Here is a 19,669-nt window from a genome sequence, read left to right as displayed (position 1 = left end):
GCACGCCCGCTCCCACAGTTGACGGGTGTTGCCTGTTTTATTTGCGATCCCGCCACACCGTCTGTGCATTGCAGAACTCGCGCACACCAAAGTGCGACAGCTCGCGGCCGAACCCGCTCTTTTTCACGCCACCAAACGCCACGCGTGGGTCGGAGACGCTGAAGGCGTTGACGAAGATCCCGCCGGTTTCCAACTGATTGGCAATATCCCGCGCCTTGGCCGCGTCGGTGGTGAAAATGCTGGCGGTGAGGCCGAATTCGCTGTCATTGGCCAGCGCCACCGCGTGGTCAGCGTCGCGGGCGGTGATGATCGAGGCCACCGGCCCGAACAGCTCCTGTTTGAACGAGGTCATCTGGTCGGTGACGTCTGCCAGTACGGTCGGTTCGTAATAGTTACCGGCCCCTGCGACTTTATTGCCGCCCAATAACAATGTGGCGCCTTCTTGCAGAGTGGCCTGGACCTGGCCGTGCAACTCGTCCCGCAGGTCGAAGCGGGCCATCGGGCCGACGTAGGTGTCGGCTGAGGTCGGGTCGCCCATCACCATGGCGCGGCTGGCCTCGACGAATTTGGCGGTGAAGGCTTCGACCACACCGGCCTCAATGATCAGGCGCTTGGCGGCGGCGCAAACTTGGCCGCTGTTTTGGAAGCGGCCAATCAGCGCGGCCTGTACGGCGGCGTCGAGGTCGGCATCGTTGAGCACGATGAACGGGTCGGAGCCGCCCAGTTCCAGCACGCATTTTTTCAGCGCCGCGCCCGCCTGGGAGCCGATGGCGATGCCGGCACGCACACTGCCGGTGAGGGTGACGGCAGCGATGCGCGGGTCGGCGATGGCGCTGGACACACCCTCGGTGGTCACGTTGATCACTTCAAACAGGCCTTCGATAAAACCGGCTTTCTGGAAGGCTTGCTGGATCAGGTAGGCGCTGCCCATCACGTTCGGCGCGTGTTTGAGCACGTAGGTATTGCCGGCGAGCAGCGTCGGCACGGCGCCGCGCAGTACTTGCCATACCGGGAAGTTCCACGGCATCACGGCGAGGATCGGGCCCAGCGGGCGGTATTCGATGTGGGCAGTGCCGTTGTCCACCAGGGTTGGCTCCGGCTCAAGCATGGCCGGGCCTTGGGCGGCGTACCATTCACTCAGTTGCGCGCATTTTTCGATTTCGGCACGGGCCTGGGCAATGGGCTTGCCCATTTCCAGGGTGATCATCTGTGCCATGGTTTCGGCTTGACCGCGCAGCGCGGTCGCCAGGCCCAGCAGCAGTTCGGCGCGTTGGCTCACCGGTGTACGGCGCCAGGTGCGGAAGGCACCCGTGGCGCGGTTGAGCGCTGTGTCCAATTGCGAGGCGGTCTCGTACGGGTAGCTGCCGACCGTTTCGCCGTTGGCGGGGTTGATCGACAGGGCGTGGGTCTGGGAGGAAATCGCGTTCATGGCACCGTCCTGTAAGTACGTTGGGATGGTGGTGAGCGTACGGGGCTGGATGTTTTCTGGAAACTGAATAATATTAAGCAATACATTCACGATTGGAGAATGACTTGGATCTGGTGCAGCTGGAAATTTTCAAGGCGGTTGCCGAGCAAGGCAGCATCAGCGCCGCCGCGCAGTTGATTCATCGGGTGCCGTCGAACCTCACCACGCGCATCAAGCAATTGGAGCAGGACCTGGGCGTGGAGTTGTTTATCCGTGAAAAGAGCCGTTTGCGCCTGTCGCCGGCCGGGTGGAATTTCCTCGGCTATGTGCGGCGTATTCTCGACCTGGTACAAGAGGCCCGCGCCACGGTGGCGGGGGAGGAGCCCCAGGGCGCGTTTGCCTTGGGTTCGCTGGAGAGCACGGCGGCGGTGCGTATTCCGGCGTTGCTGGCGGCATATAACCAGAAACACACCAAGGTCGAGTTGGACCTGAGCACGGGGCCTTCGGGCACGATGATCGAAGGCGTGTTGTCGGGGCGGTTGACGGCGGCGTTTGTCGACGGCCCGGTGTTGCACTCGACGCTGGAGGGCGTGGCGGTGTTCGAGGAAGAGATGGTGGTGATTGCGCCGCTGCATCATGCGCCGATCACGCGGGGCAGGGAGGTCAACGGCGAGAACATTTACACGTTCCGTTCCAACTGCTCTTACCGACACCACTTCGAGCGCTGGTTTGCGCAGGACGGCGCGGTGCCGGGCAAGATCTTCGAGATCGAGTCGTACCACGGCATGCTCGCGTGCGTCAGCGCCGGTGCCGGCTTGGCACTGATGCCGCGCAGTATGTTGGAAAGCATGCCGGGGTCGGCTGCGGTGAGTGTATGGCCGTTGGCCGACAGCTTTCGCCTGTTGAATACCTGGTTGATCTGGCGGCGCGGCACGGTGTCGCAGAGTTTGAACAGCTTTGTAAAGTTATTGGAGGAGCGCGGGCTGGTAGCGGCGTGAATCGAAGGCGGGAGTAGGCAAGCCATCTCCCACATCTTGTTGTGTATCAGCCGCCGAACTGGAAGGTGCCCATGGCCAGCTTCGCCATGATTGCCGTCGCGCCCAGTTGCACCAGCCATAAGGCCAATCCGCCGAGAAACACCCCCAGGGCCACTTGCAGCACGAGGCTTTTCTGGCGTTTGGCTTGCGGGGCGCGTGGGGTGTAGTCGTGCAGTTCGTCGCGGTCGGCGCGCAGGTCCAGGTCGTCGTTTCTCATAGGGCTCTCACAGCAAAGGGGCGATCAGGGGCAGTCTAGGGGAGCAGGGTGTTTTCCGACAGGCATTAAAAAAGGGAAGCCGCGGCTTCCCTTCGTATAGCGCCGTCAGGGTTATAGAACCTGAACGATTGCCTTTGTTACCGCGTCAATGTTCGACTGGTTCAGCGCCGCCACACAGATACGCCCGGTATCCAGCGCGTAGATGCCGAACTCGGTGCGCAAACGGGTGACTTGCTCAACGGTCAGGCCGGAGTAGGAGAACATCCCACGCTGGCGGCCGACGAAGCTGAAGTCGTGGCCTGGAGCGGCCTTGGCCAGTGCGGCGACCATCTGCTCGCGCATGCCACGGATGCGCAGGCGCATCTCGGCCAGTTCGGCTTCCCACTGGGCGCGCAACTCGGGGTTGTTGAGCACTGCCGCCACAATCGCTGCGCCATGGGTCGGCGGGTTGGAATAGTTGGTGCGGATCACACGCTTGACCTGGGACAGGATGCGCGCGCTTTCTTCCTTGGAGTCGCCGACGATCGACAGCGCGCCCACGCGCTCGCCGTACAGCGAGAACGATTTGGAGAACGAACTGGAAACGAAGAAGGTCAGGCCCGATTCCGCGAACAGACGCACGGCAGCAGCGTCTTCGTGGATGCCATCACCAAAGCCCTGGTAGGCCATGTCGAGGAACGGCACCAGATTGTTGGCCTTGACCACGTCCAGCACGTTTTGCCAGTCGGCCGGGCTCAGGTCGACGCCGGTCGGGTTGTGGCAGCAGGCGTGCAGGACCACGATGGACTGGGGTGGCAGGGCTTTGAGGTCTTCGAGCAGGCCGGCACGGTTCACATCGTGGGAGGCTGCGTCGTAGTAGCGGTAGTTCTGCACCGGGAAGCCGGCGGTTTCGAACAGTGCGCGGTGGTTTTCCCAGCTTGGGTCGCTGATGGCAACGACCGCGTCAGGCAGCAGTTGCTTGAGGAAGTCCGCGCCGAGCTTCAGCGCGCCGGTACCGCCGACAGCTTGCACGGTGACCACGCGGCCGGCTTGCAGCAATGGCGACTCGCCGCCGAACAGCAGGGTTTGCACCGCCTTGTCGTACGCGGCGATGCCGTCGATCGGCAAGTAGCCACGGGCGGCGTGTTGTGCCACGCGAATGGCTTCCGCTTCGGCAACGGCACGCAAGAGTGGAATCTTCCCCTCCTCGTCGCAGTAAACGCCGACGCCAAGGTTGACCTTGGTGGTTCGTGTATCGGCGTTGAATGCTTCGTTGAGGCCCAGGATAGGATCGCGTGGTGCCATTTCGACAGCGGAGAACAGGCTCATTTTTGCGGCAGCTCTATGGGGGAAGGGAGGGACGTGTCGCGCTCCAGCCGAATGCACTAGAGCGGTGCACAAACGGGGAGCTAGTATAGAGGCCATCACGGCTGAGAGCGACAACCGAAATGGCTTTTCGGCCAAGTTTTTCGGTTTATTTGCTGACCGTCAGTCTTATTGCAACATTGCGCCAGGATCGCGGGGTAGGGCGATTGCCTTGAAACCCGTCACATTCGTCTCCACTTCTACAGCTATCATGGTTTTTTCCTACTGCCCGCTCTGAAACTTCGCGGGTCGTGGTCTATTTCGTCCCCGACGGGTCTACAGTCCGGGGTGACTTCACGAGGTACGTTATGTCGGATTTCCAACTCGTCACCCGTTTTGAACCCGCCGGCGATCAGCCGGAAGCCATTCGTCAGATGGTCGAGGGCATCGAGGCCGGCCTGGCGCACCAGACGTTGCTGGGGGTGACCGGTTCAGGCAAGACCTTCAGCATTGCCAATGTGATCGCGCAGATCAACCGCCCGACGCTGGTGCTGGCGCCGAACAAGACCCTCGCCGCGCAGTTGTACGGCGAGTTCAAGGCGTTCTTCCCGAACAACGCGGTGGAGTACTTCGTCTCCTATTACGACTACTACCAGCCCGAAGCCTATGTGCCGTCCTCCGATACCTTTATCGAGAAGGATGCGTCGATCAACGACCATATCGAGCAGATGCGCCTGTCGGCGACCAAGGCGCTGCTGGAGCGCAAGGACGCGATCATCGTCACCACGGTGTCGTGCATCTACGGCCTGGGCAGCCCGGAAACCTATTTGAAGATGGTGCTGCACGTCGATCGCGGCGACAAACTCGACCAGCGCGAATTGCTGCGCCGTCTGACCAGCCTGCAATACACCCGCAACGACATGGATTTTGCCCGCGCCACGTTCCGCGTGCGCGGTGATGTGATCGACATCTACCCGGCCGAATCCGACCTGGAAGCGATCCGCATTGAACTGTTCGACGATGAAGTCGAGAGCCTCTCGGCCTTCGACCCGTTGACCGGCGAGGTGATCCGCAAGTTGCCGCGCTTTACCTTCTACCCGAAAAGCCACTATGTGACGCCGCGTGAAACCCTGATGGGCGCTATCGAGGGTATCAAGGTTGAATTGGCCGAGCGCCTGGAGTACCTGCGCGCCAACAACAAGCTGGTGGAGGCTCAGCGCCTGGAACAGCGCACCCGCTTTGACCTGGAGATGATCCTTGAGCTGGGCTACTGCAACGGCATCGAAAACTACTCGCGTTACCTCTCGGGTCGCGATTCGGGGGCGCCGCCGCCGACGCTCTATGACTACCTGCCGGACGACGCATTGCTGGTGATCGACGAATCCCACGTCAGCGTGCCGCAAGTGGGGGCGATGTATAAGGGCGACCGCTCGCGCAAGGAAACCTTGGTGGAGTACGGCTTCCGCCTGCCGTCGGCGCTGGATAACCGGCCGATGCGCTTCGACGAATGGGAAGCCATCAGCCCGCAGACCATCTTTGTTTCGGCAACGCCCGGCAACTACGAGGCCGAACATGCCGGCCGCGTGATCGAGCAACTGGTGCGCCCCACCGGCCTGGTGGACCCTGAGATCGAGATCCGCCCGGCGCTGACGCAGGTCGACGATCTGCTCTCGGAAATCAACAAGCGCGTGGCCCTGGAAGAACGTGTGCTGGTGACCACGCTGACCAAGCGCATGTCCGAAGACTTGACCGATTACCTGGCCGACCACGGCGTGCGTGTGCGCTACCTGCACTCGGACATCGATACCGTGGAGCGCGTGGAGATCATCCGCGACCTGCGCCTGGGCACTTTTGATGTGCTGGTGGGGATCAACCTGCTGCGTGAGGGCCTGGACATGCCGGAGGTGTCGCTGGTGGCGATCCTGGATGCCGACAAGGAGGGCTTCCTGCGCTCCGAGCGCTCGCTGATCCAGACCATCGGCCGCGCCGCGCGTAACCTCAATGGTCGCGCGATTCTTTATGCGGACCGCATTACCGGCTCCATGGAGCGGGCGATCGGCGAGACCCAGCGGCGTCGCGACAAGCAGATCGCGTTCAACCTGGAAAACGGCATCACCCCCAAGGGTGTGTTCAAAGACGTCGCCGACATCATGGAAGGCGCCACCGTGCCCGGCTCGCGCAGCAAGAAGCGCAAGGGCATGGCCAAGGCCGCCGAGGAAAGCGCCAAGTACGAGAACGAACTGCGCTCGCCGAGTGAGATCACCAAGCGCATTCGTCAACTGGAAGAGAAGATGTACCAGTTGGCGCGGGACCTGGAGTTCGAAGCGGCGGCGCAGACGCGCGATGAGATTGGCAAGTTGCGCGAGCGCTTGCTGGCTGTTTGATTGGGGGTGATGCCACTGGCCTCATCGGGGGCAAGCCCCCTCCCACATTTGACTGTATTCGCACATCAATGTGAGAGGGGGCTTGCCCCCGACGGCCGCGCCTCGGTTTTCCAGAAATCCCCCAGGCTGTTACCATTCGCCTCTTGTTTCAATTTTCAGTTTTATTGCCCATTCGAGACCCGCCATGACCACCGTCCGCACGCGCATCGCGCCATCGCCTACTGGGGATCCCCACGTCGGTACTGCCTACATCGCCTTGTTCAACTACTGCTTTGCCAAGCAGCACGGCGGTGAGTTCATCCTGCGGATCGAAGACACCGATCAACTGCGTTCCACCCGCGAGTCGGAACAGCAGATCTTCGATGCCCTGCGCTGGTTGGGCATCACCTGGGCCGAAGGCCCGGACGTCGGCGGCCCGCATGGCCCGTATCGCCAGAGCGAGCGCAGCGATATCTACAAGCAATACACCCAGCAACTGGTAGACATGGGCCATGCGTTCCCGTGCTTCTGCACCGCCGAAGAACTCGATCAGATGCGCGCCGAGCAACAGGCCCGTGGCGAAACCCCGCGCTACGATGGCCGTGCGCTGCTGTTGTCGAAGGAAGAAGTGGCGCGCCGCCTGGCCGCCGGCGAGCCCCATGTGATCCGTATGAAGGTGCCGAGCGAAGGTGTGTGCGTGGTGCCGGACATGCTGCGCGGCGACGTCGAGATCCCGTGGGACCGCATGGACATGCAAGTGCTGATGAAGACCGACGGCCTGCCGACGTACTTCCTGGCCAACGTCGTCGACGACCACCTGATGGGCATCACTCACGTACTGCGCGGCGAAGAATGGCTGCCCTCGGCACCTAAGCTGATCCTGCTCTACGAATATTTCGGCTGGGAACAGCCGCAGTTGTGCTACATGCCGTTGCTGCGTAACCCGGACAAGAGCAAGCTGTCCAAGCGCAAGAACCCGACCTCGGTGACCTTCTACGAGCGTATGGGCTTCATGCCTGAGGCCATGCTCAACTACCTGGGCCGCATGGGCTGGTCGATGCCGGACGAGCGTGAGAAGTTCTCGCTGCAGGAAATGGTCGACAATTTCGACCTGTCCCGCGTGTCCCTCGGCGGGCCGATCTTCGATATCGAGAAATTGTCGTGGCTCAACGGCCAGTGGCTGCGTGACTTGCCGGTGCAAGAGTTCGCCAGCCGTGTGCAGCAGTGGGCGTTGAACCCTGAGTACATGATGAAGATCGCGCCGCTGGTGCAGGGCAGGGTGGAGACGTTCAGCCAGGTTGCACCCTTGGCCGGTTTCTTCTTTGCTGGCGGCGTGAACCCGGATGCCACGTTATTCGAGTCCAAGAAACTCTCGGGCGATCAGGTTCGTCAGTTGATGCAGTTGATCCTGTGGAAGCTCGAAAGCCTGCGCCAGTGGGAGAAGGACGCGATCACCGCGACGATCCAGGCGGTGGTGGAATCCCTGGAGCTGAAATTGCGCGACGCCATGCCGCTGATGTTTGCCGCGATCACCGGGCAGGCCAGTTCGGTGTCGGTGCTCGATGCGATGGAAATCCTCGGCCCGGACCTCACGCGTTTCCGTCTGCGCCAAGCCCTTGATTTGCTTGGTGGTGTGTCGAAGAAAGAAAACAAAGAGTGGGAAAAGCTGCTGGGCGCTATCGCTTAAGCAGGCTGTTGCAACGGCGAAACCCCGGTTTTCCGGGGTTTCGCCGGTAAGTGATTGTTATCCCGGCAAAAAACTTTGGAAATTGTTGAAAATAAATTTGACACACTTCCAAACCGCCATTAAGATTCGCCCCGTCCTCACCGATGAGGGGCTATAGCTCAGCTGGGAGAGCGCTTGCATGGCATGCAAGAGGTCAACGGTTCGATCCCGTTTAGCTCCACCAATTTACAGGTTCAAGGTCTGGCCACACCGTCCTTGAATTGATCAGTACTCAGCACTGATCGGTTGTACAGAAGGTTTTGTCCCCTTCGTCTAGTGGCCTAGGACACCGCCCTTTCACGGCGGTAACAGGGGTTCGAGTCCCCTAGGGGACGCCAGTTTCAACAAGCAGTTCGAAAGGTCTGCTGCGTCGCGAGACGAAAAATCCGGGGCTATAGCTCAGCTGGGAGAGCGCTTGCATGGCATGCAAGAGGTCAACGGTTCGATCCCGTTTAGCTCCACCAATTTACAGGTTCAAGGTCTGGCCACACCGTCCTTGAATCGATCAGGTCTCAGCCCTGATCAGTTGTATAGAAGGTTTGTGTCCCCTTCGTCTAGTGGCCTAGGACACCGCCCTTTCACGGCGGTAACAGGGGTTCGAGTCCCCTAGGGGACGCCACGATTACCCGCTCTGCGGGATTTTTTAAGGGTCATTCAATTATTGAATGGCCCTTTTGTTTGTCTGGCGTTTAGCCAATTTTCCTCTCGACTCCTTTCCTGTGTTCTGACCAGTGGTCATAGCGTTCGCTTGCTTAATATTATTATGGTAATAATATCCACCCCATGAGAGTCGGAGGCTTTGATGAGCGATAAAAAAGCACAAACCCGCGAACGCATTCTTCAAGCCGCCAGCGCCGCGTTGATCCAGCGTGGCCCGGCCGAGCCGAGCGTCGGCGAAGTGATGGGGGCGGCGGGGCTGACCGTCGGTGGCTTCTATGCGCACTTCGAAAGCAAGGACGCGCTGATGCTGGAGGCGTTCAGCCAGTTGCTGGCGCAGCGCCGCGCCTCCATCGACGACATGGACGAACAGATCACCGGCGAAGAGCGCCGTGCATTGGTGGCGGCGTTTTACCTGTCGCGCAAGCATCGTGACTCCACCTCCCAGGCGTGCCCCTTGCCGGCCACGGTTGGCGAGATGGGACGTTTGCCGGAGGCTTTTCGCGAGGTCTTGAGCGAGCATGTCGAGTTAATGGCCGCACAATTGGCGGGCAGCCCCGAAGACACCGACAAGGCCTTGGCAGACATGGCCTTGATGGTGGGTGGCCTGACCCTGGCGCGGGCGCTGGGGCCGGGCGAGTTGTCGGACCGGGTGATACGCGCGGCCAAGTCGGCGGTGCGCTGAAGAGGGTTTGCAGCATGGGCGCATTGACCTGGGTTCGCAGTTTCAACGGCACCGTTGGCCGCCTGGCGCCGCACATGGTTGCCAACCGGATGCGCCGCACCTTCATGACCCCGCGCGATCTGCCGCCGCGTGACTGGGAATTGCCGCTGTTGGCCCAGTCAGAGCGCATCACCTTGCGTTTTGGCTTGTCGGCCCTGCGTTGGGGGCAAGGGCCGACGGTGTTGCTGATGCATGGCTGGGAAGGGCGCCCCACGCAATTTGCCAGCCTGATCACGGCGCTGGTCGACACGGGCTATTCAGTGATCGCCCTGGACGGCCCCGCCCACGGTCGTTCGCCGGGGCGTGAAGCCCATGTGCTGCTGTTTGCCCGCGCCATGCTGGAGGCGGCGGCCGAGTTGCCACCGCTGCATGCGGTCATTGGCCATTCCATGGGCGGTGCCAGTGCGATGCTGGCGGTGCAGCTCGGTTTGCGTACCGAGGTGTTGGTTAGTATTGCGGCGCCGTCACGCTTTCTGGATGTGCTGCGCGGCTTCACCCGCATGGTTGGCTTGCCGCCGCGGGCGCGTTCGGCGTTTATCCAGGAGGTGGAGCACTCGTTCGGCATGCCTCTCAAGCACTTGGACGTGGCCCACTATCAGATGAACATCCCCGGCCTGATCGTACATGCCGAAGACGACACCTTTGTGCCGGTCCGGGCCTCTCAAGCCATTCACGATGCCTGGTTCGACAGCCGCCTGCTACGCCTGGAGCAGGGCGGTCACCAGAAAGTGCTGGCCGACCCCCGGGTGATCGACGCCGTGCTGGCGCTGCTGGCTGACGGTCGACTACAGCAGCGCCAGAGCGCCTGATACACTGCTGCCGCCGACATTAATCGACCGGGAGCAAGGCATGGGCTGGGATTTGGCAACGCCGTTTATCATTGATCTGCAGGTAGCGGCTGAAGACATTGACGGCCTGGGGCACGCCAACAATGCGGTGTACGTTTCCTGGCTGGAGCGTTGCGCCTGGCGCCACTCCCAGCGGCTGGGGCTGGACCTCACCGAGTATCGCCGCCTGGATCGCGCCATGGCCGTGGTACGCCATGAGATCGACTACCTGGCGGCGGGCTATGAAGGCGACGAACTGCAACTGGCCACCTGGATCGTCGATTGGGATCAGCGCCTGAAAATGACCCGCCGCTTCCAACTGATGCGCCCGTGCGATGGCACGACCCTGCTGCGGGCACACACCACGTTTGTCTGCATCGAACTGTCCAGCGGCAAGCCCAAGCGCATGCCCTCCGAGTTTCTCGACGGGTATGGCCCCGCCCTGACCGGGGGTTAACGTTTGTTGCGGGAAACCCAGTAAACTGCGCCACGATTTTTGTTGAGTGTTTTCCATGCAAATTGCTTTGGCGCCCATGGAGGGGTTGGTCGACAACATCCTGCGGGACGTGTTGACCCGCGTGGGCGGTATTGATTGGTGCGTGACCGAATTCATTCGCGTCAACGACCGCCTGCTCACCCCCGCCTATTTCCACAAACTTGCTCCTGAGTTGCTGTGCGGTGCCCATACCGCCGCAGGCGTGCCTTTGCGCGTGCAATTGCTCGGCTCCGACCCGGTGTGCCTGGCGGAAAACGCCGCGTTGGCCTGTGAGCTGGGTTCGCAAGTGATCGACCTGAACTTCGGCTGCCCGGCCAAGACCGTGAACAAGTCGCGCGGCGGCGCGGTGTTGCTCAAGGAGCCGGAGTTGCTCAACCAGATCGTCGAGCACGTACGCCGCGCGGTCCCGGCGCATATCCCAGTGACCGCCAAGATGCGCCTGGGCTTCGACAGCCCGGACGGCGCGCTGGTGTGCGCCACGGCCTTGGCTGAAGGCGGCGCGGCGCACATTGTGGTCCATGCGCGCACCAAGACCGACGGCTACAAGCCACCGGCCCATTGGGAATGGATCCCGAGGGTGCAGGACGTCGTCAAGGTGCCGGTGTTCGCCAATGGCGATATCTGGAGCGTCGAAGACTGGAGGCGTTGCCGCGAGGTCAGCGGCGCCGAAGACATCATGCTCGGGCGCGGCCTGGTGGCCCGTCCGGACCTGGCTCGGCAGATCGCCGCTGCACGCGCAGGCGAAGAGGTGATCGAGATGACGTGGGCGCAGATGCAGCCGATGCTCCAGTCGTTCTGGCGCCAGTCGGTAGCGCAACTCACCGAAAAACAAGCGCCTGGTCGTTTGAAGCAGTGGCTGGCGATGCTGACGCGCAATTACCCTGAAGCGGTGGAGCTGTTTACCGCTATGCGTCGGGAAGTCGACTTGGAGCGGGTCAGCCGCTTGCTCGGGATGGAGCATGCCGCGGCCTCTGAGGCATGCGGTAACGCTTGAGTGACGTGAGAGGGCTGCGGTGAGTTATCGGTAGCGCTTTGGGTGTAACAAATGAATGCTCCGTATCGAAAGATGCGGAGCATTTTGCGTTTCTGGGCGCCTCTCACCGGGAATCCGCTCCCATCGCAGGGTATTGGCGGCTTTTGGAAAACAACTGAAAAGTTCATATGTTTTAAGTTTCATAATGGATCGGTGTGTAAGCGTATTTGTTGTATTGCATCGGTGCGCAAAGAATGACTTGGCTGGCATGAGCGGGCTCGCGCTGCGCGGAATATCACAATCTGAAGTGGTGTGGTGTGCGAATGTATATCGGTGAATTGCATACTCGACGGTTTATTATTATGTGTGTCGATTGAAGTGCCATCCAAGTCGCTTGGCGCGTGGTGTTTAAAGCGGGGCATGATAAAAAAGTCGAGAGATTTTTTGATTTCCTTATATGAAGTGTCATTTTCTGGAACTCGATAGCGTCACAGTCCACGTAAGTATCGTCTGCAAAGCAACGCTGTTGTTTTCAGTCGATCAACTTTTTCTGGCCCGCTGTCGCGCCAGATGACACCGAACAAAGGAACGTGCTCATGTCTTTATCGATTGGTAATCGCCCTGTCGTCCAACTTGATACATCATCCAATGATCAAACCGCCGTCCCCCTCATGAAAACAGCCGCGCATCCGGCATCCACGGCTTCGCATAACAACGTCCATTGCGCGCCTTTGCGGCAGGATAATAGCTGGGCTCCGCGCAGTGAGGTAATGCGCGACGCATCGGTCTTTGCGAGGTTGTTCGATATGCTGGAACTGGTATTCAAAATAATCCGCGATATGTTTCCCGCCAGAACCGTAATGCCTGATGCACGCCAGGAACCGGTCGATTTACGAATAAAGCCGGATGTCAATGAGCCGCCGGTACAACCCGACCTGGGCAAATTGCCAAGCGTGACCCCAACGCCTGCACCTGCTGTCAATCCGAGCCCGGATGAGACTGACTCGGATCTGACCAGCCCGCCCCCGACTGATAAACGATTCAGTCCAAGGCACTGGCGATTCAATTCGCGCCGAACTTTATAACGCTGAGGTTAGCCCCGGCTTTTAAGTGTGGTTAATTAAGTGCATGCATTTCTCCCGGTTTAAAAGGTGTGGAGAAGTGCGTGCTTACGGAGGGGTTTATGTCGTGCTGTTCAATTAAAAGTATGCAGCAGATGGTAAGGGTGGGTCGGTTGGTCGCTGTTGAGCCCGTGCGTGCGATTGATGAAGTAGCGCCAAAAATTATGCCTGCCGGTGAAGGGCGGTCTTCTCGCTTTTATGCTCGGCCACGCGCCCTCTCGCAAAGTAAATCCGGTGTAAGGCGAGCATCAGGATCGTTCAAGACATTGACCTCTCTGTTTGCTTCTTTTTTCACCCGGTTAATGAACGTGCTGGGCGGGAAGCAGAACAGGATAATCCCCGATACAAGAGTGTCGGTTATAACCCCGTCGCCAGCCAAAATCACCCCCAAAGTGTTACCCGCGCAGGTGGCACCCCTGCCCACTTCCGACGTGAATCTTCCGGCCTTGTCGAATAAGCGCAATGGCGCAAAGCCGAACAATATCTGGAGTGGGTTTCGCCAGGGCCCGGATGGTAACTGTGTGACGGTCTCGGCCATCAAAGCGGCGATGTATCGATTCGGTCAAAGCCCCACGGACATCTTCAAGGAAGTGCGCAAGACCGGCGACTTGTACCATATCGTCATGCGCGATGATTTTCGGCTCAATTTAACGGAGCGTGAATTGGCCGAAGGTGCGCGGGCGGCGAAATTCACCGGTTCAGATCAGGAAATGCTCAAGGATGCGCGGTTTCTGTTTGCCGCCAGCGCCAAGCGTGCCCAGATGGAGAATAACGACCGTACGGCCAGCAGCAGTTATCAGGCGGCGGTTCGTAGTTTGAACAACGGCGAAGACGAGACCGGGCCGGGCGAGGGGTTCCTGCGGCTGGGGTTGCGCAAGCACATGAAAAGAGTCTCCGTGCGCGAACTGGCGGCCGGGCAATTGGGCATGTGCAATCGCGCCGGGCATTCGGTAGCGGTGATCAACGGTCGCGAAGAACTCTGGGGGCGACGCGGCAGCTCTCCCACCCGAGGGCAAGCGGTGGCCCTTATTTGAGCGCTACTCCAATAACCGCCTGAAGCCCTCGATAGGCAATGGTCGGCTGTGTAAATACCCTTGGAACAAATGGCACCCCAGCTTTTGCAGAAACGCCAATTGTTCCAGGGTTTCCACGCCCTCGGCGATCACTTCCAGGTTCAGACTGCGGGCCATGGCCACAATGGCACGGATGATCTCGGCGTCGTTCGGGTCGTGAGTCGCATCGCGTACAAACGACTGGTCGATCTTCAACGCATCCACCGGCAGGCGCTTGAGGTAGGTCAGCGATGAGTAGCCGGTGCCGAAGTCATCCATCGCAAAGCTCACTCCGAGCTTTTTCAGGCGGCGCATTTTGCTGATCGTGTCGTCGAGGTTCTGGATCACGATGCCTTCGGTGATTTCCAATTTCAGCAGGCTGCAGGGCAGTGAGTGCTGCTTGAGGCTGTGCTCCACCTGTTCGACGAAGTCATTCTGGCGAAACTGCCGGGGGCTGATATTCACGCAGAGGCTGAAATTGAGTGGGTCCACCAGGCCTTGCGCAATCAACTGCTCAAAGGCGGCGCAGGCTTCATCGAGGATCCAGGTGCCCACTTCGAGGATCAGGCCGCTGTCTTCCAGCACCTTGATAAAGTCGGACGGCGACTGCGCACCCAACTGCGGGTGCTGCCAGCGCACCAACGCCTCCGCGCCGACGATTTTGTTGCCGCGCGCGTCTACCTGAGGCTGGTAATGCACACTGAATTCGCCGCGCGACAGGGCCAGGCGCAGGTCGGTTTCCATGCGCAAGCGCTCGCTGGCGGTCTTTTGCATGCTGTTGTGGAACATCTGCGTGGTGTTGCGCCCGGAGTCCTTGGCACGATAAAGGGCGATGTCAGCGCGTTTGAGCAGGTCGGCCGGGGTGGAGCCATGATCGGGAATCAATGCCACACCGATGCTCGGCGTGACCTGCAAGCGATGGCCATCGAGGAACATCGGCTCCGAAAGCAGTTCGCGCAGGGTATTGGCCAGGTCCTGCACTTGATGGGTGACTTCCACGCGTGAGCCGTCCAGGCCGCTGAGCAGCACCACAAACTCATCGCCGCCCAGGCGTGCCACGGTGTCTTCCATGCGTACGCTGGCTTCGAGGCGCGCGGTGACGATTTTCAGCACCGTGTCGCCCACCGGATGGCCGAGGGAATCGTTGATGTGCTTGAAGTGGTCGAGGTCGAGAAACAGCAGGGCTCCGCGTAAATTATGGCGCTTGAGCAAGGCGATCTGCTGGCTCAGGCGGTCCATCAGCAATGCGCGGTTGGGCAGGTTGGTCAGCGGGTCGTGATAGGCCAGGTGCCGGATCTGCGCCTGGGCGTTTTTCAACAGGCTCACGTCTCGCGCGGTCAGCAACAGGCACGCGGTTTCATTCAGGCTGATGGGCTCCACCGAGACTTCCACCGCCAGCAGTTCGCCACGTTTGTTGTGCCAGAGCATCTCCATGTGATGAATACGGCCTTTGATCTTCAGCTCGGCCAATAGCGCCGAACGCTGGTTCTCATCGGCCCAGATACCGATCTGGTACAGCGTCAGGCCAATCGCCTCTTCGGCGCGGTAGCCGGTCAGGCGGCAGAAGCCGTCGTTGACCTCCACATAACGGCCGGTATCGCGTTCGGTGATGGAAATTGCGTCGGGGCTGGAGTGGAAAGCCTTGGCGAATTTCTCTTCGCTGGCCTTGAGCGCCGCCTCCGAGCGTTGTTGCTGGGTGATATCGCGCAAGGTGGTGACGATGCAGGGTTGGTCGCCGACCTTGATCAAGCGGCTGGAAATCACACAGGTCAGGCTCTGGCCGCTTTTGTGGCGCACCACCACGGCCACGTTGCTCAATGCCTGTTCGCGAATGACGCGCTCGATACGCTCCAGGCGCTTGCTGGAGTCGTCCCACAAGCCTATTTGGTCTGCGCGCTGGTCGAGCACCTCGGCGGCGGTCCAGCCGAAGGTTTGGGTAAAAGCCGGGTTGATCTCGATAAAGGTCCCGGTTTCAAGGCGCGTGACGCAGATGGGGTCGGGGCTGGCCTGGAACAGGCTGGCGAATTTTTCTTCGGAGGCGATCAAGCGTTGTTCGCGTTCCACCTGGTCGGTGATGTCCAGCAAGGTGCCGGCCATGCGCAACGGCGCACGTTTCGCATCACGGTACAAGCGGGCGCGGCTTTCCAGGTAGCGCGAGGTGCCGTCTTCCATGGGGACGCGGTAGGTCAGTTGATAATTGCCGGCCGGGCCTTCACGCAGGGTGCGGTAGGCATTGCGCATGCTCTCGCGCTCTTCATTGGGCATGCCCTCGAAAAAGGCGTCGAAGGATTCATGGAACGGCTCGGGCGGCAAGCCGTGTAGCTGGGCGGCGCGCGCCGAGCCGTAGAGCATGCCGCTGGGGATGTGCCAGTCCCAGGTGCCCAGTTGCGCGGAGTCCAGGGCCAGGTCAAGGCGCTCCTGGCTGTCCTTGAGCGCCTGCTCGGCATTTTTGCGTTCGGTGGTGTCGAGGAAGGTGCTGATCAGATAGGCCTCGCCGTCCAGCTCGACCTTTTGCGCGCTAAGGGTGCCGTCGTGGATCTGTCCGTTGCTGGCGCAAAACTGCACCTCCATGGTGATCGGCTCGCCCTTGCGCTGAGTGGACTTGACCAACTGCGCGCGCTGCTCGGGATGGCGCCACAGGCCCAGGTCGAGGGTGGTGCGGCCGATCACATCGGCGACGGGCCAGCCGAAGAGCATCTCGAAATATTGGTTGGCTTCGCTGATCAGGCCGTCTGACTGGCGCGTGAGCAGCACCATGTTCGGGCACAGGTGAAACAGCGTGGCGAAGCGTTTTTCGGAGTGGCTGAGGGCGCTTTCCCGTTCGCGCTGATGGGTGATCTCACGGATCACGCCGATCATACGGCGCCGACCGCTTTTGTCCGGCAGCAAACTGCCATTGATTTCCAGCCAGTGAAAGCTGCCGTCCGGCCATTGGATGCGGTGGTGCATGGCCTGCTCGAACGGCTCGCCCGCCAATACCGCATGAAAAGCCCGTATCACCCGCGCGCGATCTTCGGCGGCCAGCAGGTCAAGGTAATCGAGGTCATTGGGCAGTGGTTGGCGCGGGTCAAAACCAAACAGTGCCTGGGTGCCCCGCGACCAGTTGATCCTGCCGGTGTCGATTTCCCAGCACCATGCGCCCAGCCGGGCAGCGTTGAGGGCGGCCAGCAGTTGCGGGGCACTCTCCCAGCTTTGCTCCGCCTCTTGGGGGTCCAGGGCGTAGATGCGCGGCAGGGGTGGCAGGGAATCGACGGGGTTGCGCATTATCAAAGGGCCTTGATCCGATGGGCAAACAGCGCGGTTCTACTCAGAACCTGAGGCCGCACGGCGTCATGCCGGTATCCCTGGCAAATCCACCTGTGCATCCAACAGGCTCATAAAAGCCCGCGCAGCGTTCGACAGCGTCCTTTCGGTGTGCACGATATAGCCTAGCTGGCGACTGAGCTGTATGCCCGGCAAAGCGATACTTGCCACCTGATCATCGAGCATGGTGCGCGGTAAAACGCTCCAGGCCAGGCCGATCGACACCATCATCTTGATCGTTTCCAGGTAGTTAGTGCTCATTGCGATATTCGGCGTCAGGCCCTGGGCTTCGAACAACCGGCTGACAATATGATGGGTAAAGGTGTTGCCGCCAGGGAAAACCGCCGGATGGCCGGCAATATCGGCCAGGCTGATAGCGCCGTTGCTGATCAGGCTGTGCTCCGGCGCGACTACAAAGTCCAGGGGGTCGTCCCACACCGGCGTGGCGCGCACCAGGTTGTGCGGTTCGGGCGCCAGGGTGATGACGGCCACTTCGGCGCGGCCGTGGAGGATTTCTTCGTAGGCCACTTCCGAATCGAGAAACTGAATATCCAGCGCCACGTTCGGGTATTCCCGGGTAAAGGTGCGCAGCACGGGTGGCAGGCGGTGCAGGCCGATATGGTGACTGGTGGCCAAAGTCAGGCGGCCACTGACTTCACCGGTGAGGTTGGTAAGGGCGCGGCGGGTGTCGTCCAGCACATTCAGAATCTGATAAGCGCGCGGCAGCAGGGCCCGCCCGGCTTCGGTCAAACCCACTTCACGGCCCAAACGATCGAACAGGCGCACCTTCAGTTGTTGCTCCAGGCCGGCGATGCGCTTGCTGATGGCCGGTTGGGTCAGGTGCAGGCGTTCGCCCGCGCCGGAGAAGCTGCCGGTCTCGGCGATGGCAATAAAGGCATTCAGGTTGGCCAGGTCCATGGTGCTATTCCAGTTGGTAATCCAAAGCATAAAAAATATGAATTTGAGTTATTTAATGTAGCGCCATACCATCAGCCTCACAAGCCAAAGGGTTATTGAAAAGCCCGGCGCATGAAATACCGCTGATGAGGACCGACTGATGGCCGGCAAAACGCTTTACGACAAGCTTTGGGATTCCCATGAAGTGAAACGGCGCGATGATGGGTCGTCGCTGATCTACATCGACCGTCACATCATCCATGAAGTGACCTCGCCCCAAGCGTTCGAAGGCCTGCGACTGGCAGGGCGCAAGCCTTGGCGTGTCGACTCGATCATCGCTACCCCGGACCACAACGTACCGACCACCCCGGAGCGCAAGGGCGGCATCGAAGCGATTGCCGACCAGGTATCGCGTCTGCAGGTACAGACCCTGGATGACTACTGCGACGAATATGGCATCACCGAATTCAAGATGAATGACGTGCGTCAAGGCATCGTCCACGTCATCGGCCCGGAGCAGGGCGCCACGTTGCCGGGCATGACCGTGGTTTGCGGCGACTCGCACACCTCCACCCACGGGGCCTTTGGCGCCTTGGCCCATGGCATCGGTACGTCCGAGGTGGAGCATGTGTTCGCCACCCAGTGCCTGGTCGCCAAAAAGATGAAGAACATGCTGGTGCGTGTCGAAGGCACCTTGCCGTTCGGCGTCACCGCCAAGGACATCGTGCTCGCCGTGATCGGCAAGATCGGCACCGCCGGCGGTAATGGCCACGCCATTGAATTCGCCGGCAGTGCGATCCGCGACCTGTCCATCGAAGGCCGCATGACCATTTGCAACATGTCCATCGAAGCCGGTGCCCGTGTGGGCATGGTGGCGGCGGATGAGAAGACCGTTGAATACGTCAAAGGTCGTCCGTTCGCGCCAAGCGGCGCCGATTGGGACGCCGCGGTCGAAGCCTGGAAAGACCTGGTGTCGGACGCCGACGCGGTGTTCGACACCGTGGTTGAGCTCGACGCCGCGCAGATCAAGCCGCAAGTCAGCTGGGGCACTTCGCCGGAAATGGTCTTGGCCGTTGACCAGAACGTGCCGGACCCGGCCAAAGAGGCCGACCTGGTCAAGCGCGGTTCCATCGAGCGCGCCTTGAAATACATGGGGTTGAAAGCCAACCAGGCGATCACCGACATCCAGTTGGACCGCGTATTCATCGGCTCCTGCACCAACTCGCGGATCGAAGACCTGCGCGCTGCGGCGGTGATCGCCAAGGGCCGCAAGGTCGCCTCGACCATCAAGCAAGCCATCGTGGTGCCGGGCTCGGGCCTGGTCAAAGCGCAAGCCGAAGCCGAAGGCCTGGACAAAATCTTCCTGGAAGCCGGTTTTGAGTGGCGCGAGCCGGGCTGTTCGATGTGCCTGGCGATGAACCCGGACCGGCTGGAGTCGGGCGAGCATTGCGCGTCCACCTCCAACCGTAACTTCGAAGGGCGTCAGGGCGCCGGCGGGCGTACCCACCTGGTCAGCCCGGCCATGGCCGCCGCGGCTGCCGTCAACGGTCGTTTCATCGACGTTCGCGAATTGATCTGAGGAAT

At 60.7% G+C, this 19,669-nt stretch carries 15 protein-coding genes and 4 tRNA genes; 14 read left to right on the top strand and 5 right to left on the bottom strand.

Annotation, left to right across the window (positions count from 1 at the left end; translation table 11 throughout):
• Positions 1 to 37: 37 nt before the first annotated feature.
• On the bottom strand, positions 38 to 1,429 hold the full coding sequence (locus AB4O25_RS09350) for an aldehyde dehydrogenase family protein (RefSeq protein ID WP_017527819.1): 1,392 nt from the start codon (positions 1,427 to 1,429) through the stop codon (positions 38 to 40).
• A 104-nt stretch (positions 1,430 to 1,533) separates the two neighbouring features.
• Between AB4O25_RS09350 and ptrR the strand changes: the two genes are divergently transcribed.
• Positions 1,534 to 2,406, top strand: a complete 873-nt coding sequence (gene ptrR / locus AB4O25_RS09345; protein ID WP_017527820.1) for a putrescine utilization regulator PtrR — start codon at positions 1,534 to 1,536, stop codon at positions 2,404 to 2,406.
• 46 nt (positions 2,407 to 2,452) lie between these two features.
• Here the strand turns inward: ptrR and AB4O25_RS09340 are convergent, their stop codons facing one another.
• Both AB4O25_RS09340 and AB4O25_RS09335 read right to left on the bottom strand, forming a co-directional pair.
• The gene (locus AB4O25_RS09340; RefSeq protein WP_016970937.1) at positions 2,453 to 2,662 is read right to left on the bottom strand and encodes a hypothetical protein; all 210 of its coding nucleotides are present in this window, start codon (positions 2,660 to 2,662) and stop codon (positions 2,453 to 2,455) included.
• Between the two features lie 111 nt (positions 2,663 to 2,773).
• Complete coding sequence (locus AB4O25_RS09335; protein ID WP_460150787.1) at positions 2,774 to 3,970, bottom strand: amino acid aminotransferase; 1,197 nt, start codon at positions 3,968 to 3,970, stop codon at positions 2,774 to 2,776.
• Positions 3,971 to 4,314: 344 nt separating this feature from the next.
• Here AB4O25_RS09335 and uvrB point away from each other — a divergent pair, with 344 nt between their 5' ends.
• The 12 genes from uvrB to AB4O25_RS09275 all read left to right on the top strand — a co-directional run bounded on the left by uvrB (position 4,315) and on the right by AB4O25_RS09275 (position 13,867).
• Positions 4,315 to 6,330: an excinuclease ABC subunit UvrB gene (gene uvrB / locus AB4O25_RS09330; RefSeq protein ID WP_017527823.1), complete on the top strand. Its 2,016-nt coding sequence runs from the start codon at positions 4,315 to 4,317 to the stop codon at positions 6,328 to 6,330.
• Between the two features lie 184 nt (positions 6,331 to 6,514).
• Positions 6,515 to 7,996 (top strand): glutamate--tRNA ligase, encoded by a 1,482-nt coding sequence (gene gltX, locus AB4O25_RS09325; RefSeq protein WP_017527824.1) that lies wholly within the window; start codon positions 6,515 to 6,517, stop codon positions 7,994 to 7,996.
• A 147-nt stretch (positions 7,997 to 8,143) separates the two neighbouring features.
• A tRNA-Ala gene (locus AB4O25_RS09320) sits at positions 8,144 to 8,219 on the top strand.
• Positions 8,220 to 8,297: 78 nt separating this feature from the next.
• Positions 8,298 to 8,373 (top strand) — tRNA-Glu (locus AB4O25_RS09315).
• A 50-nt stretch (positions 8,374 to 8,423) separates the two neighbouring features.
• Positions 8,424 to 8,499 (top strand) — tRNA-Ala (locus tag AB4O25_RS09310).
• 79 nt (positions 8,500 to 8,578) lie between these two features.
• Positions 8,579 to 8,654: transfer RNA gene (locus AB4O25_RS09305), tRNA-Glu, on the top strand.
• A gap of 183 nt (positions 8,655 to 8,837) precedes the next feature.
• Positions 8,838 to 9,377, top strand: a complete 540-nt coding sequence (locus tag AB4O25_RS09300) for a TetR/AcrR family transcriptional regulator (RefSeq protein ID WP_017530682.1) — start codon at positions 8,838 to 8,840, stop codon at positions 9,375 to 9,377.
• Between the two features lie 14 nt (positions 9,378 to 9,391).
• Positions 9,392 to 10,225: an alpha/beta fold hydrolase gene (locus AB4O25_RS09295; RefSeq protein ID WP_460150786.1), complete on the top strand. Its 834-nt coding sequence runs from the start codon at positions 9,392 to 9,394 to the stop codon at positions 10,223 to 10,225.
• 40 nt (positions 10,226 to 10,265) lie between these two features.
• Complete coding sequence (locus AB4O25_RS09290; protein WP_017530680.1) at positions 10,266 to 10,700, top strand: acyl-CoA thioesterase; 435 nt, start codon at positions 10,266 to 10,268, stop codon at positions 10,698 to 10,700.
• A gap of 55 nt (positions 10,701 to 10,755) precedes the next feature.
• Entirely contained in the window at positions 10,756 to 11,733 is a 978-nt protein-coding gene (locus AB4O25_RS09285) for a tRNA dihydrouridine synthase (RefSeq protein WP_017530679.1), read from the top strand.
• Positions 11,734 to 12,308: 575 nt separating this feature from the next.
• Complete coding sequence (locus tag AB4O25_RS09280; RefSeq protein ID WP_137219793.1) at positions 12,309 to 12,797, top strand: hypothetical protein; 489 nt, start codon at positions 12,309 to 12,311, stop codon at positions 12,795 to 12,797.
• Between the two features lie 302 nt (positions 12,798 to 13,099).
• The gene (locus AB4O25_RS09275; RefSeq protein WP_460150785.1) at positions 13,100 to 13,867 is read left to right on the top strand and encodes a hypothetical protein; all 768 of its coding nucleotides are present in this window, start codon (positions 13,100 to 13,102) and stop codon (positions 13,865 to 13,867) included.
• A gap of 3 nt (positions 13,868 to 13,870) precedes the next feature.
• Here the strand turns inward: AB4O25_RS09275 and AB4O25_RS09270 are convergent, their stop codons facing one another.
• Entirely contained in the window at positions 13,871 to 17,149 is a 3,279-nt protein-coding gene (locus AB4O25_RS09270; RefSeq protein WP_116077719.1) for an EAL domain-containing protein, read from the bottom strand.
• Between the two features lie 66 nt (positions 17,150 to 17,215).
• Positions 17,216 to 18,106 (bottom strand): LysR family transcriptional regulator, encoded by an 891-nt coding sequence (locus tag AB4O25_RS09265; protein WP_017530194.1) that lies wholly within the window; start codon positions 18,104 to 18,106, stop codon positions 17,216 to 17,218.
• A 139-nt stretch (positions 18,107 to 18,245) separates the two neighbouring features.
• On the opposite strand from AB4O25_RS09265, the gene leuC reads away from it, so the two are divergent.
• Complete coding sequence (leuC, locus tag AB4O25_RS09260; RefSeq protein ID WP_017530193.1) at positions 18,246 to 19,664, top strand: 3-isopropylmalate dehydratase large subunit; 1,419 nt, start codon at positions 18,246 to 18,248, stop codon at positions 19,662 to 19,664.
• The last annotated feature ends 5 nt before the right edge of the window (positions 19,665 to 19,669 follow it).

This window comes from Pseudomonas sp. S3_A03 (genome assembly GCF_054668275.1).
The sequence above is the reverse complement of the archived record's forward strand: the minus strand, read 5'-3'. Positions and strand labels throughout refer to the sequence as shown.